Source organism: Caulobacter sp. UC70_42, from assembly GCF_044056025.1.
In the GTDB taxonomy this organism is placed as follows: domain Bacteria; phylum Pseudomonadota; class Alphaproteobacteria; order Caulobacterales; family Caulobacteraceae; genus Caulobacter.
This window is the reverse complement of the sequence record NZ_CP171994.1, coordinates 3,573,027-3,588,051: the sequence shown is the minus strand read 5'-3', so window position 1 is coordinate 3,588,051 and position 15,025 is coordinate 3,573,027. Positions and strand designations below refer to the sequence as shown.

The 15,025-nt window shown below is 69.7% G+C and carries 13 protein-coding genes and 6 pseudogenes; 7 read left to right on the top strand and 12 right to left on the bottom strand.

All coding sequences use genetic code 11. From position 1 onward, the window contains the following. The first annotated feature begins 30 nt into the window (after positions 1-30). The 6 genes and pseudogenes from ACHMW8_RS17865 (at position 31) to ACHMW8_RS17840 (ending at position 3,814) form a co-directional block, all read left to right on the top strand. Positions 31-795, top strand: a complete 765-nt coding sequence (locus ACHMW8_RS17865) for a histidine phosphatase family protein (RefSeq protein WP_395443289.1) — start codon at positions 31-33, stop codon at positions 793-795. Beyond that, positions 792-1,652 carry an NAD(P)H-hydrate dehydratase gene (locus tag ACHMW8_RS17860; RefSeq protein WP_395443288.1) on the top strand — a complete coding sequence of 287 codons (861 nt, stop codon included), beginning with the start codon at positions 792-794 and terminating at the stop codon, positions 1,650-1,652. Before ACHMW8_RS17865 ends, ACHMW8_RS17860 begins: the two co-directional genes overlap by 4 nt. A gap of 63 nt (positions 1,653-1,715) precedes the next feature. After that, a complete protein-coding gene (locus tag ACHMW8_RS17855; protein ID WP_395443287.1) occupies positions 1,716-1,868 on the top strand; it encodes a hypothetical protein in 153 nt (50 codons plus the stop codon). A gap of 42 nt (positions 1,869-1,910) precedes the next feature. Further along, positions 1,911-2,807, top strand: a pseudogene (locus ACHMW8_RS17850) (ATP-dependent DNA ligase); the annotation flags it as partial. Further along, positions 2,773-3,105 (top strand): hypothetical protein, encoded by a 333-nt coding sequence (locus ACHMW8_RS17845; protein WP_395443286.1) that lies wholly within the window; start codon positions 2,773-2,775, stop codon positions 3,103-3,105. The pseudogene ACHMW8_RS17850 and the gene ACHMW8_RS17845, both read left to right, overlap by 35 nt. Before the next feature lie 297 nt (positions 3,106-3,402). After that, positions 3,403-3,814, top strand: a pseudogene (locus tag ACHMW8_RS17840) (helix-turn-helix domain-containing protein). Positions 3,815-3,818: 4 nt separating this feature from the next. On the opposite strand, the gene ACHMW8_RS17835 reads toward ACHMW8_RS17840, so the two are convergent. From ACHMW8_RS17835 to trbB, 11 genes and pseudogenes are all read right to left on the bottom strand, one after another. Next, on the bottom strand, positions 3,819-4,043 hold the full coding sequence (locus ACHMW8_RS17835; protein ID WP_012286309.1) for a DUF2274 domain-containing protein: 225 nt from the start codon (positions 4,041-4,043) through the stop codon (positions 3,819-3,821). Next, entirely contained in the window at positions 4,040-5,197 is a 1,158-nt protein-coding gene (locus tag ACHMW8_RS17830; protein WP_395443285.1) for a TrbI/VirB10 family protein, read from the bottom strand. Before ACHMW8_RS17830 ends, ACHMW8_RS17835 begins: the two co-directional genes overlap by 4 nt. Next, positions 5,194-5,994 carry a P-type conjugative transfer protein TrbG gene (trbG, locus tag ACHMW8_RS17825; RefSeq protein ID WP_395443284.1) on the bottom strand — a complete coding sequence of 267 codons (801 nt, stop codon included), beginning with the start codon at positions 5,992-5,994 and terminating at the stop codon, positions 5,194-5,196. The genes ACHMW8_RS17830 and trbG overlap by 4 nt, the downstream gene beginning before the upstream one ends. After that, complete coding sequence (trbF, locus tag ACHMW8_RS17820; RefSeq protein WP_395443283.1) at positions 5,991-6,677, bottom strand: conjugal transfer protein TrbF; 687 nt, start codon at positions 6,675-6,677, stop codon at positions 5,991-5,993. The genes trbG and trbF overlap by 4 nt, the downstream gene beginning before the upstream one ends. Beyond that, positions 6,677-7,933, bottom strand: coding sequence for a P-type conjugative transfer protein TrbL (trbL, locus tag ACHMW8_RS17815; RefSeq protein WP_395443282.1), 1,257 nt, complete (start codon positions 7,931-7,933; stop codon positions 6,677-6,679). The genes trbF and trbL overlap by 1 nt, the downstream gene beginning before the upstream one ends. After that, positions 7,930-8,169 (bottom strand): putative entry exclusion protein TrbK-alt, encoded by a 240-nt coding sequence (gene trbK-alt / locus ACHMW8_RS17810; protein WP_395443281.1) that lies wholly within the window; start codon positions 8,167-8,169, stop codon positions 7,930-7,932. Before trbK-alt ends, trbL begins: the two co-directional genes overlap by 4 nt. Then, the gene (gene trbJ, locus ACHMW8_RS17805; RefSeq protein WP_395443280.1) at positions 8,166-8,885 is read right to left on the bottom strand and encodes a P-type conjugative transfer protein TrbJ; all 720 of its coding nucleotides are present in this window, start codon (positions 8,883-8,885) and stop codon (positions 8,166-8,168) included. The genes trbK-alt and trbJ overlap by 4 nt, the downstream gene beginning before the upstream one ends. Then, positions 8,882-11,321, bottom strand: a pseudogene (gene trbE, locus ACHMW8_RS17800) (conjugal transfer protein TrbE). Before trbE ends, trbJ begins: the two are co-directional and overlap by 4 nt. A 2-nt stretch (positions 11,322-11,323) precedes the next feature. Continuing rightward, positions 11,324-11,590, bottom strand: a complete 267-nt coding sequence (locus ACHMW8_RS17795; protein ID WP_395443279.1) for a VirB3 family type IV secretion system protein — start codon at positions 11,588-11,590, stop codon at positions 11,324-11,326. Then, a pseudogene (locus tag ACHMW8_RS17790) lies at positions 11,590-11,962 on the bottom strand (TrbC/VirB2 family protein). Before ACHMW8_RS17790 ends, ACHMW8_RS17795 begins: the two are co-directional and overlap by 1 nt. Beyond that, complete coding sequence (gene trbB / locus ACHMW8_RS17785; protein WP_395443278.1) at positions 11,952-12,935, bottom strand: P-type conjugative transfer ATPase TrbB; 984 nt, start codon at positions 12,933-12,935, stop codon at positions 11,952-11,954. The pseudogene ACHMW8_RS17790 and the gene trbB overlap by 11 nt, the downstream one beginning before the upstream one ends. A gap of 61 nt (positions 12,936-12,996) precedes the next feature. Between trbB and ACHMW8_RS17780 the strand changes: the two are divergent. Then, positions 12,997-14,169 (top strand): annotated as a pseudogene (locus ACHMW8_RS17780) (IS3 family transposase). Positions 14,170-14,214: 45 nt separating this feature from the next. Here ACHMW8_RS17780 and ACHMW8_RS17775 read toward each other — a convergent pair. Continuing rightward, a pseudogene (locus ACHMW8_RS17775) lies at positions 14,215-14,778 on the bottom strand (IS110 family transposase); the annotation flags it as partial. Positions 14,779-15,025: the final 247 nt, after the last annotated feature.

The window sequence follows — 15,025 nt, the reverse complement described above, 5'->3', positions numbered from 1 at the left end:
CCAAGGCGGCGATCAGGTGTTCCTCATGACATGGAGCAACGCTGGCCCGACCGACTCTGGATCGTCCGACACGGTCAAAGCGCGGGCAATGTCGCGCGCGACGCGGCCGACGCCGCCGGCTTGACGCACATCGACATCGCCGATCGGGATATGGACGTGGCCCTGAGCGCCCTGGGCCAGCAGCAGGCCCAGGCCTTGGGTCGCTGGTTCGCGCGCCAGCCGCACGAGGAGCGTCCCTGCACCTTGATGACCTCGCCCTATCTGCGCGCCATCCAGACCAGTCAGGCCGTGCGCGACGCTGGCGGCCTGGTGGATCCCCGCCACAAGTTCTGCATCGACGAGCGGCTGCGGGAAAAAGAGTTTGGGATCCTGGACCGCCTCACGCGCCGGGGCATCGAGGCCCAGTTTCCCGACCAGGCGGAATTTCGTCGGCTGCTGGGCAAGTTCTATCACCGGCCGCCAGGCGGCGAGAGCTGGTGCGATGTCATCCTTCGGCTTCGCAGCATCATCGATACGCTCAGCCTGCATCATGCCGGCGACCGGGTGATGATCATCGCCCACCAGGTGGTGGTCCTGTGCCTGCGCTATCTGCTCGAAGGTCTGACCGAACAGGACATCCTGGCGATCGACGCCGAGGGCGACATCGTCAACTGCGGCGTCACCGAATACCGCTTCGACGCCGATCAAGGCCAGGACGGCGGGCTGGTGTTGGCGCGCTACAATTTCACGGCGCCGTTGGAAGATGAGGCCGCGCCCGTGACCGCCGAGCCGGACGCGGCCGTGGCGGCGCGATGAGCGCGATCGAAGCCCTCGACGGCGCCTGGATGCGCGCCCACCCCCTCGCGCCCCCCGGCGATGGCGGCAAGGATTCCCGCGGTCGGGTTCTCGTCGTGGGCGGCGGTGTCGAGCTCACGGGCGCGGCAATGCTCGCGGGCGTGGCCGCGTTGCGCGCCGGCGCGGGCAAGCTCCAGGTGGTCGTCGCCGAGGCGGCGGTCGCGACGCTGAGCGTCGCCTTGCCTGAAGCTCGCGTGCTCGCCCTGCCCCAGAACGGCGGCGCGCAGGCGTCGGACAAGGCCATGGCGATCATCGCCGAACACGCCGAACGCTGTGACGCCCTGTTGATCGGCCCTGGCATGATGGACGACGGCGATGGCCTGGCAGCCGCCCTGCTGGCCCGCGAAACGAGCCGGGCGATCGTCGTTGACGCGGGAGCCTTGGAGGCGGTGCGCGACGGGCCAAGACGGCAGGGTCTGGTCCTCACCCCCAACGCCGGCGAAATGGCGCGCCTGCTGGACTGGCCCAAGGCGCGGATCGACGATGACCCGCTGGCCGCCGGCCGAGCGGTGGCCAGTCGTTTCAAGGCGATCGTCGCGGCCAAGGGCCCGATCACCCATGTCATCGACGCCGACGGTCGGGCGGGCCGCTACGCGGGCGGCGGCCCTGGCCTTGGCGTCTCGGGATCCGGCGACGTCCTGGGCGGCCTGATCACCGGTCTGCTGGCGCGGGGCGTGGCGCCGTTCGAGGCCGCGGCCTGGGGCGTGTTCATTCACGGCGAAGCTGGGACACGCTTGGCGGGCCGCGTTGGACGGCTTGGCTATCTGGCGCGCGAAATCGCCGATGAGGCCCCGCCCATCCTGTCGAGTTTCGACTGAACTCCAAGCGGCCGGAACATCGCCCAGTGGCCGGCGCTTTGTTCAGATCCTTTGGAGATCACCATGAGCGAGCCGATCAAACCCTCCCCTGACAGTGCGCCGGAGGATCAGTCTGCGGCCAAGACGCCGCCCAAACCCGCCAGCGACATTCCGGCCTCCCCGACCGATGGCCGCCTGGGCCCGGCCGCCGACCCGGCCGAAGGCAAACGCGAATGAGGCGCCGCTTCCGCCGCCGACGGACGCCGCCGATCCATCGCCATGGCTAAGCCCAAGGCCAGGCTGACCGAAGCCATCGCCATGGAAGCGCGTTCGGTGAGCCGCTTGCCCGACGAGCCGGGCTGGTGGTTCGAGCCCAAGTGGGACGGCTTTCGCTGTCTGGCGTTTCGCCTGGCCGACGTCGTGATCCTGCAGGCCAAGTCCGGCAAACCCCTGACCCGCTACTTCCCGGAGGTCGTCGCCCAGCTGGCCGCCCTCCCCGCGACGTCGTTCGCCATCGATGGCGAGTTGCTGATCGCCCAGGGCGACGCGTTCTCGTTCGAGGCGCTGCAGATGCGGCTGCACCCGGCCCAGAGCCGCATCCTGCGGCTAGCCCATGAGACTCCAGCAACCTTCGCGCTATTCGACATGCTGCAGGCCCCGGACGGGACCGACCTTCGACAACGTCCCTTGAGCGAACGCCACGCCGCGCTCGTGGCTTTCCACCAGCAGCAGGGCGGACCAAGGCTGAGCCTGACGCCGGGGACGAAAGATCGCGCTACGGCCCAGGCCTGGCTGGATGAAGGCAAGCTCGAAGGGATCGTGGCCAAACGCCTGGACGGCCCCTACAGCGAGGGCGCGCGGGCGATGCTCAAGGTCAAGCGTCAGCGTACGGCCGACTGCGTGGTCGGCGGCTTCCGCTATGGCAAGGACAGCAAGCTGGTCGGCTCGCTGCTGCTGGGCCTCTACAACGACCAGGGCTTGCTCGACCACGTCGGCTTCACCTCGGGCCTGGCCGCGGTCGACAAGCCGGACCTGACGCGGCGGCTGGAGGCGCTGGCCGGGGGACACGGCTTCACCGGCGACGCGCCCGGCGGCCCCAGCCGCTGGTGTCGAGGCCCAAAACGCCGCCGAGGCGTTGCGGATGTACGCCGCTCATACGAACATCACCGTCCTCTTCACCGACGTGAACATGCCCGGCGCGATGAACGGCATCGACCTGGCCGAAAGCCTCAAGGCGCTGGCGCCCGACCTGCACGTCCTGGTGACCTCGGCCTTGCCGATCTTGCGACCGGTCGATCACCTCGGGCCTGTTCATTCCCAAGCCCTACGACCTCCAGGACGTCTGCGGCGCGGCGCGACGGCTCCTGGCCGCCTGACGCCACGGGCGCCAGGCCGCCAACAGCGTCCATGGGCCCGCGAGGGGCGCGCGGGACCTGGGGTCGGAAAACACGCGGAAACGCGCCGAGCCGCCTAAACGCGGGTGACCGTCCGCACGGCGTTCAACAAGGCTCCCAGTTCCGCCATCCGGAAGGGTTTCGTCAGGCGCGGGAGCGCCGCGCCCATTGCCCTGCCCGCCGGCTAAGACGCCGCGGCGCCGGCCGCCGTAGCGCTACAGCTGAAGCGGGCGGGCGTGTGTCTGGCGCTCGAGTTGAAACGCGCCTTGGATCCTTCCAACGCCGACTAGGCGGGCGCAAAAATAGTCCGCGCCCAAGCGTCCCTTCCAGCCCGCCGGTTCGTCTCAGATCGGTCAACCTTCCTGGAGCGCTCCGCCTTGACCAACGCCTCCCCTCATCCCGTCGACCTCCATGTCGGCCAACGTATTCGCCTGCGCCGAAAGCTAGCGGGCGCGAGCCAAACACAGGTGGCCGACGCCTTGGGACTCACTTTCCAGCAGTTGCAGAAGTACGAGCGCGGAACCAACCGGATCAGCGCGTCCAAGCTTCAGGCCCTGGCGTTGCACCTGCAGGTCCCGATCAGCTGGTTTTTCGAAGGCCTTGAGGAGCCCACTGCTGAAAACGCCGCCATCAATTGCCGGCAAACCGTGGTGGACGCGTTTCTGGCCAGCCGCGAGGGCGTGGAACTGGCGCTCGCCTTCCCGAAAGATTCGCTCGGGCCAACGCAGCCAGATCCTCGCCCTTGTTCGCACCCTCGCGGCCGATGAAGAGTTTGCGCAAGACGATTGAACGTTCAGGCCTTTCTAGCCTTGCGCCCGCGCGTGAACCCCCGGTCGCTCTCCATGAAGCGCGCCACCATCGGCACGATCAGCTTGCCCGGTTCGGCGACCTTCGAGCCCGTCTCGGCCGCTAGTTGCTTGCCATAGTCGACGAGATCGCGATGCACGGCCGCTGGGAGATCGACCGTGACCTTCACCGGGGTTTCGTCCTCGATCGGACCCAGCTTGAGCTTGTTCATGGACGCGCCTCCTCGGCATAGGGCTCGAGGACCAGATCGCGCGACAGCAGCACCCGCAGCGGCGCGCCGGGTCGAATGGTCAGGGTCGGGGTCAGGGAGAGGCTGCGGCCGACCGCCTGCTGGCCGACGTCGCTGATCGACTGACTGGCGCCGCGACGGATCGCCTGCTCCAGGTCATCGCCGCCGCTCGACTGCCCGGCCTCGGCCCCGATGGCCAGGACCGTGCTGAGCGCGGCGGCGGCGAGCACCGCCTTGCCGTGCCGGTCTACGCCGTCCTGCAGACCGGCCATGCCTTGGGCGTCGGCGCCCGGCAGCTTGTCGAGGATGATCGAACGCCCCGAGGGCAGGATCAGCCGTGTCCACGCGACCGCCAGCCGGCTCTGGCCGACGTGGGTGGCGGTCTCGTATTGGCCGATCAGCCTGGATCCGGCCGGGATCAGGAGGTGATGTCCGCCCAGGCTGTCGAAGACATCCTGACTGACCTGGGCGATGGCCAAGCCCGCCGCGTCCGACCGAAGCCCTGTCACCAGCGCCGCTGGAATGATCGATCCGGCCTGCAGCAGATAGGGCGAGGCCGGCGGCTGGAGCCGCTCGGGGCTGGTCGCCCGCGCGTCGGCGAGGCTGGCGACTGCCGCGCCCACCGAAGCGGCGGGCGACGTCTGCTCACCGCCCTTGACCGTCGCCGCCGCGAAGAGACCGGCTTTGCGCGCCGCCTGCCAGGCCTGGACTGCTTGATCCACCGCCACCGGCCTCTCGACTGGACGCGCAGTCACTGGCGGCGGCAAGGACATCGTCTGCTCCGACGGCGCGGCTGAAGCGTCAAGCCCGCGAGCGCGCTGGGCGCTGAGCATCGGCCGGCCAAGATCGCCGGGCAGCGGCGGCCCCAGCACCGGAACCTCGCGCCGTTGCAGGTAGTCGCGCGGCAAGCCGGTGACCGCTTCGGGCGGCGAGGCGGCAGGCTGGAACATCGGCGCAGCGGCGGAACGCTCCTTTTCGCGCAGCGACCACGCCACGGCGGCGGCCACGCCGATCGCCACAACGCCAACCGTGATGATCAGGGCCTTGCGCGAGACGCGCGCCACGGGCTTGGCTGCGCCACGCAGGCGAAGGCTCTTGGCGATGGCCTGCTGTTCTTGGTCGATGGGCTGGGTCATTGGATGGCCTCCCGCGCAGGCGCCGTTCGCTCGATCCGGACGCGGCGTTCCCATCGTTTCAGGCCAAAGCGCAGCTCGGCGCGGTCGAACAGCCGATCGACCACCAGCCGACGACCTTCGAGGCGATAGTTGATCAGTTCCGAGGTCTTGCCGCCCGGTCCCAGACCGTAGAGCGGCGGCAGGTCGGACAGGGCGATCGCGGGACCAAACTCGACATAGGTCCGTGCGCCGTCGTCGTAGACCCGCGCTGGCCGCCAGCGCGCCTCGCCCTTGATGCGATAGCCGAGATTGCGCGTCACCGGCGCTGGCGGAGCCGGCGGTGACACCAAGACGACCGGCTTGACCGGGACCGCCGGCGTCAGGTTCGGCGCTTGCGGATAGCGCCAGGCCACCTGCGAAAGATAGGCGCGCGTCGAGGCGCGCATCTGCAGGTGATAGCTGCGCCGACTGGTGTTGATGATCAGGTTGGTCGAAAGGCCCGCCTCAACGGGCTTGACCAGGACATGGACACGGCGGCTGGCCCCCTCGCCGCTGGTGGTGTCGCCGATCACCCAGCGGGCGGTGTCGCCGGCGGCGATCGGATTGGTCTCGACCAGGGTCTCGCCCGGCTCCAGGACGATGTCGGTGATCTGGCCTGGCGCGGCGACCAGCTCGAACACGCCGCGCTCGACGAAGAGATATTCCGTGGCCGCCACCGCCTGCACAGTCCGGTCGGCGGCCTTGTGGGGCGGCGACGCCAAGCCGGCCGCCGGCGTCGCGACCCCCGCCAGCGCGATCATCAGCATCGAGCGGGTCATGCGCCGTACTCCCGGGACCACGAAATCGCCCGCACGAAGATCCCGAACGGGTTCTTGACGAAGGCCTCGGGCGAGGTCGGCGCGGCGATCACCAGGGTCAGGATGGCGCTCCAACGCTGGGTCGAGACCAGCTGGCCGTCGACATAGCGCCGCTCGGTCCAGGCCAGTCGGAAGCTGTCGGGCGAGGCGCGCACGACATTGGTGACATCGACGGAGACCTGCGCCTTGCCGACCTCTACGAAGGGATCAGCGCCCCGCGCATAGTCCGACAGGGCCGCCGCGCCCGCCGCGTCGGTGAAGTCATAGGCCCGCCGCCAGTTCTGGCCCAGCACCACCGGGTCGGCCGGCAGGGCGCGGGTGTTCTCGATGAAGCGCGACAGGGTCCAGGCGATCACCGGATCGGGCGGACGATAGCCGCGAACCGCCGGGCCGACCGCGAGGGTCTGGCCGAGGCGATCGACCTCGACCACCCAGGGGGTGACCGTGCCGCGCGCGGCCTGCCAGATCATGCCGCCCGACTGGACGATGTTGCTGGCCAGCAGGCCCAGGGCGATCAGCCGCCAGTTGGCGGCCTGGACCCTTGCCGAACCGATGCGCTCGTCCCAGGCCTGGCCGGCGCGCTGATAGGGGGTTTCGGGGACGGGTGTCGCGCCCAGGCGCGAGGGACCCTTGAAGGGGTTCATCAGCTTTGCTCCGAGAGAGAGGGACTGGCGCCGCCGCTGTGGTCGTCGCCGCTGGCCAGGCCGTGGGCGGCCAGGCTCGCGCCATGGGCCAGGGCCTGCTGTTGCTTGAGATCGCGCGCCCAGGCCGGCGCCTCGGCGGCCGGGGCCTCGCCGGCGCCGGACGACGCAGCGCCCGAGCCGGGCTCGCCGCCGCCCGAGGTCGCAGGCCTGCTGGGCGCGGCTCCACCGGCCGGCTGAGCGGACCCGCCGCCCGATCCTGGACCCGGGCCAGGTCCCCCGCCGGCGCCGCTGGGAGCTGGCGCATCAGGACCCGGACGCGGCCCGCCGGCGCCGCCGGCGGTCGAAGCCGCAGCGGCCAAACCCGACCCGCCGCGCACGGCCATCTGCGCCGCGCCGGCGCCGACCATGGCCATGCCCGCCACGGTCAGGCCCGTGCCGACCGCCGCTCCGGCGCCCAGTTGCGGCGCGCCCGACACCAGGCCCGAGGCGATGCCCGGTCCGAAGATCGACAGGCCCAAGAGCGTCAGGGCCGCCAAGGCCATGGCCAGGACCTCTTCCAGGGTCGGCTGGCCGGAGGCGGCGCTGGTGAATTCCGAGAACAGGCTCGAGCCGATCCCGACGATCACCGCCAGGACCATCACCTTGACGCCCGAGGCGATGACCGCGCCGAGAACGCGCTCGGCCAGGAAGGCGGTGCGACCGAACAGGCCGAATGGCACGAGGACGAAGCCCGCAAGCGTGGCCAACTTAAACTCTATGAGGACCACGAAAATTTGCACCGCGATCACGAAGAAGGCGACGATGACCAGGAGGGCCACGGCCAGCAGGATCACGATCTGGACGATGTTCTCGAAGAAGCCGGGAAAGCCGCCCAGCTCGCTGGCCGCCTGCAGGATCGGCTTGCACGACGAGATCCCCAGGGCCGCCAGCTTGCCAGGCCGCAGGAAGTCGTCGGCCGAAATCCCCGCGCCCGAGGCCTTCAGGCCCAGGCCCGAGAAGCTCTTCAGAACGATCAGGCTGAGCGCGTGGAAGTTGCCGATCAGGAAGGCGAAGAAGCCGACATAGAGCGTCTTCTTGACCAGGCGCGCGGTGACGTCGTCCTGGGCCCAGGCCCAGAACAGCGCCGCCAGGGTCATGTCGATGGCCACCAGGGTGGTGGACAGGAACGCCACCTCGCCGCCCAGCAGACCAAAGCCGCTGTCGATGTGCTGGGTGTAGACGTCCAGCATCCGGTCGATGACGCCGGTGTCGCTCATGACGCCGGCCGCCCGAAGAACCGTTCCCGCGCCGCCGCCCAGGCCGCGCGGCAGGCTTCATCGTCCTCCCCCGCCGTCCTGCAGCGCGCAAGCTCGCTCTGAGCCCCGGCCGACCGTGTCGACGCCGAGACCTGGATTGGCGCTTGGGACGCCCTGCCCGCCAAGACAGCAGCCCCAAGCAAGATGATCAGCGCGGCCCCCCAGACGAGGGCCCGAAAGCCGGCGGAATGTTTCATGGCTGCGGCGCGGCTCCCATGAACTTGGAGAAGCGGGCCTTGGCGTCGGCGCGCGCGGCGGCGCGGTCGGCCGCCTCCAGGGCCTGCGCCCGACCGTTGGCCACCACCACGGCGGTCAGGGCCGAGAGCTGTTGGGCCTGCAAGGCCAGGAGCTGGTTGCCGGCCTGGGCCGCTTGCAGCGCGCCGCTCGCGCCCTGGCTGGCCGACACCAGGCTCTGCATCTCGCCGCGGCTGGTCTCAAGACCGCCGACCACGCCGGCCTGGACCTTCAAGGCGTCCTCGAACCCGGCCACCGAGGTGGTCCAGCGGGCCTCGGCCCGCGCGGTCAGGTCGGCGTCACTGGCCAGAAGATCGGCCACGTCATAGTGGCGATGAAAGGCGTCCTGGATGTCCTGGACATTGTAGGCCAGGGCCCGGGCCTCTCCCAGCAGGGCCTGGGTCGCGGCGACCTGCTGCTGCAGCGCCGACAACGACGAATACGGCAGGCTGGCCAGATTGCGCGCCTGGCCAATCAGCATCTGAGCTTGATTCTGCAAGCTGCTGATCTGGTTATTGATCTGCTGCAAGGCTCGCGCCGCCTGCAGCACGTTCTGAGCGTAGTTGGAGGGGTCGTAAACGGCCACCTGGGCCAGGGCCGAGGGGACCAGGGCGGGTGTAGCCGCCAGGGGGAATGCGCCACACAGCAGCGCCGCCAGATGGCGTCGAGAAACACTCATCGCGAGGACTCCGGGAGGGTGATGGACGGCAGGAGGTCGGCGGCCCAGAAGAGGCCCCGATGGCGCAGCCAGCCGGCCGCGAAGTCCTCGGGACCATGGGCGGCGACGACGGCGGCGATGTCGGCCTGGTCGGCTTTCGAGGAGGCCGCGCAGAAGGCCAGGGCGACGGGCCCCAGGCCCAGGTCGAACAGGCGCTCGCCTGCCCGGGACTGGACGTAGTAGTCGCGCTTGGGCGCGGAGCGGCTGAGGATCTCGACCTGGCGGGCGCTGAGCCCGAAACGGGCGTAGATCGCCGCGCTCTGCGGTTCGAGGGCGCGCGGGTTGGGCAGGAAGATGCGCGTCGGACAGCTTTCGACAATCACCGGGGCGATCGAGCTGGCGTCGATATCGGTCAGTGACTGGGTGGCGAAGACCACCGAGGCGTTCTTCTTACGCAGGGTTTTGAGCCATTCGCGCAGCTGGGCGCCGAAGGCCGGGTCATCGAGCGCCAGCCAGCCCTCGTCGATCAGGATCAGGGTTGGCCGGCCGTCCAGCTCGCGCTCGATGCGGTGGAAGAGATAGGCCAGCACCGCCGGGGCGGCCGGCGTGCCCAGCAAGCCCTCGGTCTCGAACGCCTGGACGGCGCCGGCGGCCAGGGCCTCGTGATCGGCGTCGAGCAGCCGCCCCCAGGGCCCGGCCAGGGTGTAGGGCGTCAGGGCGCTCTTCAGGTCCAGGGTCGGCAGCAGGGCCGCCAGCCCCGTCAAGGTCCGCTCATCGACCGGGGCGGAGGCCAGGCTGGCCAGCGCCGACCAGATGTGGTCGCGCACCGTCGGGGTGACCGGCACGCCCTGCGCCGAGAGCAGGACCGCGATCCACTCGGCGGCCCAGACGCGCTCGGCCGGATCGTCCACGCGCGCCAGAGGCTGCAAGGCCACCGCCGGACGCTCGGCGTCGAGCAGCACGCCGCCCAGGTCATGAAAGACCCCGCCCATGCCCAGGGCCGCGGCCCGGATCGAGCCGCCGAAGTCGAAGGCGACGACCCGCGCGCCCGCATAGCGCCGAAACTGCAGGGCCAGCAGCGCCAGCAGCACGCTCTTGCCCACGCCGGTCGGCCCGACAACCAACGCATGACCGACGTCACCGACGTGCAGCGAAAGCCGAAACGGCGTGGAGCCCTCGGTCTTGGCCAGCAGCAGCGGCGGACCGCCCAGGTGCGGGTTGGACGACGGCCCGGCCCAGACGGCCGACAGCGGCGCGATATGAGCCAGGTTCAGGGTCGACAGCGGCGGCTGGCGGACATTGGCGTAGGTCTGGCCCGGCAGCGTTCCCAGCCACGCCTCGACGGCGTTGATCCGCTCCTTGATGATCGTGAAATCCCGGCCGGCGATGACCTTCTCGGCCAGGGCCAGCTTGGCGTCGGCGCGGTCGGGATCCTCGTCCCAGACCACCAGGCTGGCGGTGACGTAGGCATAGGCCACGGCGTCGCCGCCAAGGTCCTGCAAGGCCTGATCGGCCTCATCGGCCTTGTTGGCGGCGTCGTTGTCGACCAGGGCCGAGGGCTGCTGGGTCAGGGCCTCCTGCAAGAGGACACCGATCGACTTGCGCTTGGCGAACCATTGGCGCCGGATCTTGCCGATCAGCCGGTTGGCGTCGGCCTTGTCCAGGCACAGGGCCCGGGTCGACCAGCGATAGGCGAAGGCCAGGCGATTGAGCTCATCGAGGAGGCCCGGCACGGTCTGGCTCGGGAAGCCGACGATGGTCAGGACGCGCAGATGGGATTGGCCCAGGCGCGGCTCCAGCCCGCCCTCCAGCGGCTGCGTCGCCAACAGCGCGTCCAGGTGCATCGGCGTCTCGGGGACGCGCACGCCTTGGCGCTGGGTGGTCACCGCCCCGTGCAGAAAGCCCAAGGTGGCCGCGTCTGACAGCCACGCGGCCTCGCGGGTCAGGCCCTGGATCAGGGCCAACAGGCGATCGGACCTGTCGATGAAGCTGGCAAGCTGAGCGCGCCAGTCGATCTGGCTGCGCGCCCGCCCCTCGACAAAGAGGTTCTCCAGCCGGCCCGTCCGCTCGGCCGGCGGCAGATAGACGAGCGTCAGGAAGTAGCGGCTCTCGAAATGCGCCCCCTCCTCCAGGAAGGCCTGGCGGCGCTCGATATCGACCAGGGCCGAGACCGGATCGGGGAAGACGCTGCCCGGGATAGGCCATGGCCGGGTCACGGCGGGCCTCTATGAAGATCGCCCAACCCGAACCCAGCCGACGCAGGGCGTTGTTCAGCCGCGCGGCGACGGCGGCGACCTCGGCGTCGCCGACGGAGTCGAGGTCGGGGCCACGAAAGCCGGCGGTGCGCTGGAAGGCGCCGTCCTTGTTGAGCACCACGCCCGGCGCGACCAGGGCCGCCCAAGGCAGGTAGTCGCAGAGCAGCTTGGGCCGGCGGGCATATTCGCGAAGGTCCAGCATGGCTAGACCTCCAGGCGCGTTGGCACGCGCACGTGGCGGCGGCCGACGTCGAAGATCAGGGGGTCGTGGCGCGCGGCCCAGACGGCTAGGCCATGACCGACCAGCCAGACCCCGACGCCGACCAGCCAGAGCCGCAGGCCCAGGCCCAAGGCGGCGGCCAAGGTCCCGTTGACCAGGGCGATCGCGCGCGGGGCCCCGGCCAGCAGCATCGGCTCGGTTAGGGCCCGATGCACGGGCGCGGCGAACCCCAACGCGCGATCGCCGGCCATCAGATCACCGCCCCGCCGCCGAACGAGAAGAACGACAGGAAGAAGCTGGAAGCGGCAAACGCGATCGACAGCCCGAAGACGATCTGGATCAGCTTGCGCGAGCCGCCGGAGGTGTCGCCAAAGGCCAGGGTCAGGCCGGTGACGATGATGATGATCACCGCGATGATCTTGGCGACGGGCCCCTCGATCGACTCCAGGATCCGCTGCCAGCGGCTCCTCCCAGGGCATGGACGAGCCGGCGGCCTGGGCGTGGCTGGCGACGAGGATCGCCGTCCCGGAAAGCCCGGCGGCGATCGACCGCAGGGTCAGGCGCGAGAAGCGCCACCGGGGCGGTTCTAACGGGGATCCGGGCGCGACGAGGCTACGAGACATGGGGCATCTCCTTTGAGGTCAGGGCGGGGGTGAGCTGGTAGGCGCCGTCGGGCCCAAGGCCGGTCAGGCGCGCCAGATCGACCAGGCGGCGCTGCCGGCCGCGGCCGGAAATGACGGCCACCAGATCGATGGTTTCGGCGATCAGGGCGCGCGGCACGGTGACCACCGCCTCCTGGATCAGCTGTTCGAGGCGCAGCAGCGCGCCCAGGGCCGACCCGGCGTGCAGGGTGGCCACGCCGCCCGGATGGCCGGTGCCCCAGGCCTTGATCAGGTCGAGGGCTTCAGCGCCCCGGACCTCGCCGATGATGATGCGGTCGGGCCGCAGGCGCAGGGACGAGCGCACGAGATCGGCCAGACTCGCCACGCCCTCCTTGGTGCGCAGGGCCACCAGGTTGCGGGCCGGGCATTGCAGCTCGCGCACGTCCTCGATCAGGACCACGCGCTCATCCAGCGCGGCGACTTCGGCCAGCAGCGCGTTGACCAGGGTGGTCTTGCCGCTGGAGGTGGGACCCACGACCAGGATGTTGCGACGCTCGACCACGGCGTCGGCGAGCGCCCTCGCCTCCTCCGCCCGCATCACCCCATGCTCGACGTAGTCGCCGAGGGGGAAGACCACGCTGGCGGGCTTGCGCAGGGAAAAGGTCGGCCCCGAGACCAGCGGCGGCAGCAGGCCCTCGAAGCGCTCGCCGCCGCCCGGCAGTTCGGCGGCCAGACGGGGCCGGCCGGCGTGGACCTCGACGCCGACGTGATGGGCGACCAGGCGGATGATCCGCTCGCCGTCGGCCGGGCTCAGGGACAGGTCGGCGGGCCGTAGCCCCACGTCGAACCGGTCGATCCAGACCGTCCCATCGGGATTGAGCATGACCTCGGCGACGGCGGGATCTTCCAGCCGCGCGAGCAGCAAGGGACCCAAGGCGGTGCGCAGCATGCGATGGCTGCGCGATATCTCCAGATCAGGCTTGGAAGGCTCCATGATCCTCCCTCGCTTGAGTGGACACCCATGCTAGCTTTTCGGAGCTGGAGAGGAGTGTCTGATGAGCGTGAAGCGTCGGGTCTTTCCGGAGACCTTCAAACGAGAAGCGGTTGACCGTGTCGCCAGCAGCGGCCTGTCGGCCGGCATGGTGGCCCGGGAGTTGGGCCTGCACGAGACGGTCCTGCGACGATGGATGATGCAGTACGGGACGCAGGTGATGGGGCCGGCGCGGCGCGCCCACACGCAAGCGCCGGCCCCGTCGCCGTCTGATCTGGCCGCCGAGAACGCCCGCCTGCGTCGCGAGAACGACCATCTGCGGATGGAGCGCGACATCCTAAAAAAAGCCGCGCTCATCTTCGGAGCGGCCTCCCGATGAAGTTCGGGTTCGTCGATGAGCACCGCGGCGCCTGGCCGGTTCGGGGTGATGTGTCGGGTCCTGGGTCTGTCGGCCAGCGGCTACTATGCCTGGCGCGTCAGGCCCGAGAGCCGGCGGGCGGCGGCCAATCGCGCGCTGACCGAGGACATCCGCCTGATCCATGCCGAGAGCTGTGGGACCTATGGTTCGCCGCGCGTCCACGCCGTCCTGCGCGGTCATGGGCGCCGCGTTGGGCGCTCGCGGGTCGAGCGGTTGATGCGCCGGGCGGGCTTGCGCGGCCTGGCCGCGTTGCCTCGCCGTACCCGCACCACCGACAGCCGCCATGGCTATCCGATCGCGCCCAACAGGCTCGCCCGCAACTTCCAGGCGGCGGCTCCAGGCCAGGTCTGGCTGGCCGATCTCACCTACATCCCGACTGGCGAAGGCTGGCTCTACCTGGCCGGCGTCCTCGACATGCACACCCGCAAACTCGTCGGCTGGTCGATGCGCGACACCCTGCACACCCAGATCGCCCTGGAAGCCCTGACCATGGCCATCGCACGCCAAAAGCCCGCGCCCGGCCTCATCCATCATTCGGATCGCGGCATTCAATATGCCGCCGAGGCCTATCGCTCGGCCCTGGCCCAAGCCGGCATCACCCCCTCCATGAGCCGCAAGGGCGACTGCTGGGATAACGCCCCGATGGAGAGCTTCTTCCACACCCTCAAGACCGAGCGCGTCCATCATCGGATCTACGCCACCCGCGCCGAGGCCCGGCGCGATCTGTTCGGCTATATCGAGGGCTTCTACAATTCCCGTCGCCTGCACTCGGCTCTAGGCTATATCAGCCCCGCCGAGGCCGAACGTAGAGCGGCTTAACCCCGTCCACTCTCTCGGGGGAAGATCATGGCGGTTCACCAGGTCGAGCTGGTCAGCCAGCAACTTCAGGCAGATCCGCGCGCTCACCGGCATCCGCTCATCGGTCTCGTCGCGAACGATCTCGACCAGGCTCTGCAGCCCCATCCGGCCGATCGGAGCCACCAGGCCAAACTCGGCTAGGTGAGCCCGGATCGTGTTGGAAAGCTCGATCCGGTGACGCATCAGGGTCATCCGAGTTCGATGGATCACCAGCACGCTCTGCTGCTCGGGGGCCTTCACCTCGACGAAACGCATCGTCGGCCGGGTCACAGCTTCGCAAATCGCCTCGGCATCAGCCGCGTCGTTCTTCTGCCGCTTCACATAGGGCTTCACGTAGGAAGGCGGCATCAGCTTCACCTCGTGGCCCAGCTCAGTCAGCCGGCGACCCCAGTGATGTGCTGTGGCGCAGGCCTCAATCCCCACCCGACAGGGCGGCAGCTTCTCAAAGAACGGGATAAGCTTCGCTCGCGTGAGCTTGCGCTGCACGACCACATGGCCCGCAGCATCGACTCCGTGGACCTGAAACACCGACTTGGCGATGTCCAATCCCACCGTGACCACCTCTTCCATGGCGCTCCTCCATTACGGCCGCACATAGCCTGCGACCTGGGTGGGGAGCCGTCCACGGCATCATCAGCGGACCTTGGGCGCCGTCCGGGAAAGCGACGTTCGACACTCCCCCTACGTCCGCTCCGCCAGCGTCGATGCGAGCCAGCACTACCGGGAAGACATGTTGACTAACGCCGCGTGAACCGCCGTTCACCGACGTAAGACCCATCATCGGTGCGGGCGCCGAGTCGTCCCGAATTCGTTCCGA

Coding starts and splice junctions, on each gene's coding strand:
- ACHMW8_RS17865 (WP_395443289.1), top strand. CDS start 31: ATGGAGCAACGCTGGCCCGACCGACTCTGGATCGTCCGACACGGTCAA.
- ACHMW8_RS17860 (WP_395443288.1), top strand. CDS start 792: ATGAGCGCGATCGAAGCCCTCGACGGCGCCTGGATGCGCGCCCACCCC.
- ACHMW8_RS17855 (WP_395443287.1), top strand. CDS start 1,716: ATGAGCGAGCCGATCAAACCCTCCCCTGACAGTGCGCCGGAGGATCAG.
- ACHMW8_RS17845 (WP_395443286.1), top strand. CDS start 2,773: ATGTACGCCGCTCATACGAACATCACCGTCCTCTTCACCGACGTGAAC.
- ACHMW8_RS17835 (WP_012286309.1), bottom strand. CDS start 4,043: ATGAACAAGCTCAAGCTGGGTCCGATCGAGGACGAAACCCCGGTGAAG.
- ACHMW8_RS17830 (WP_395443285.1), bottom strand. CDS start 5,197: ATGACCCAGCCCATCGACCAAGAACAGCAGGCCATCGCCAAGAGCCTT.
- trbG (WP_395443284.1), bottom strand. CDS start 5,994: ATGACCCGCTCGATGCTGATGATCGCGCTGGCGGGGGTCGCGACGCCG.
- trbF (WP_395443283.1), bottom strand. CDS start 6,677: ATGAACCCCTTCAAGGGTCCCTCGCGCCTGGGCGCGACACCCGTCCCC.
- trbL (WP_395443282.1), bottom strand. CDS start 7,933: ATGAGCGACACCGGCGTCATCGACCGGATGCTGGACGTCTACACCCAG.
- trbK-alt (WP_395443281.1), bottom strand. CDS start 8,169: ATGAAACATTCCGCCGGCTTTCGGGCCCTCGTCTGGGGGGCCGCGCTG.
- trbJ (WP_395443280.1), bottom strand. CDS start 8,885: ATGAGTGTTTCTCGACGCCATCTGGCGGCGCTGCTGTGTGGCGCATTC.
- ACHMW8_RS17795 (WP_395443279.1), bottom strand. CDS start 11,590: ATGGCCGGCGATCGCGCGTTGGGGTTCGCCGCGCCCGTGCATCGGGCC.
- trbB (WP_395443278.1), bottom strand. CDS start 12,935: ATGGAGCCTTCCAAGCCTGATCTGGAGATATCGCGCAGCCATCGCATG.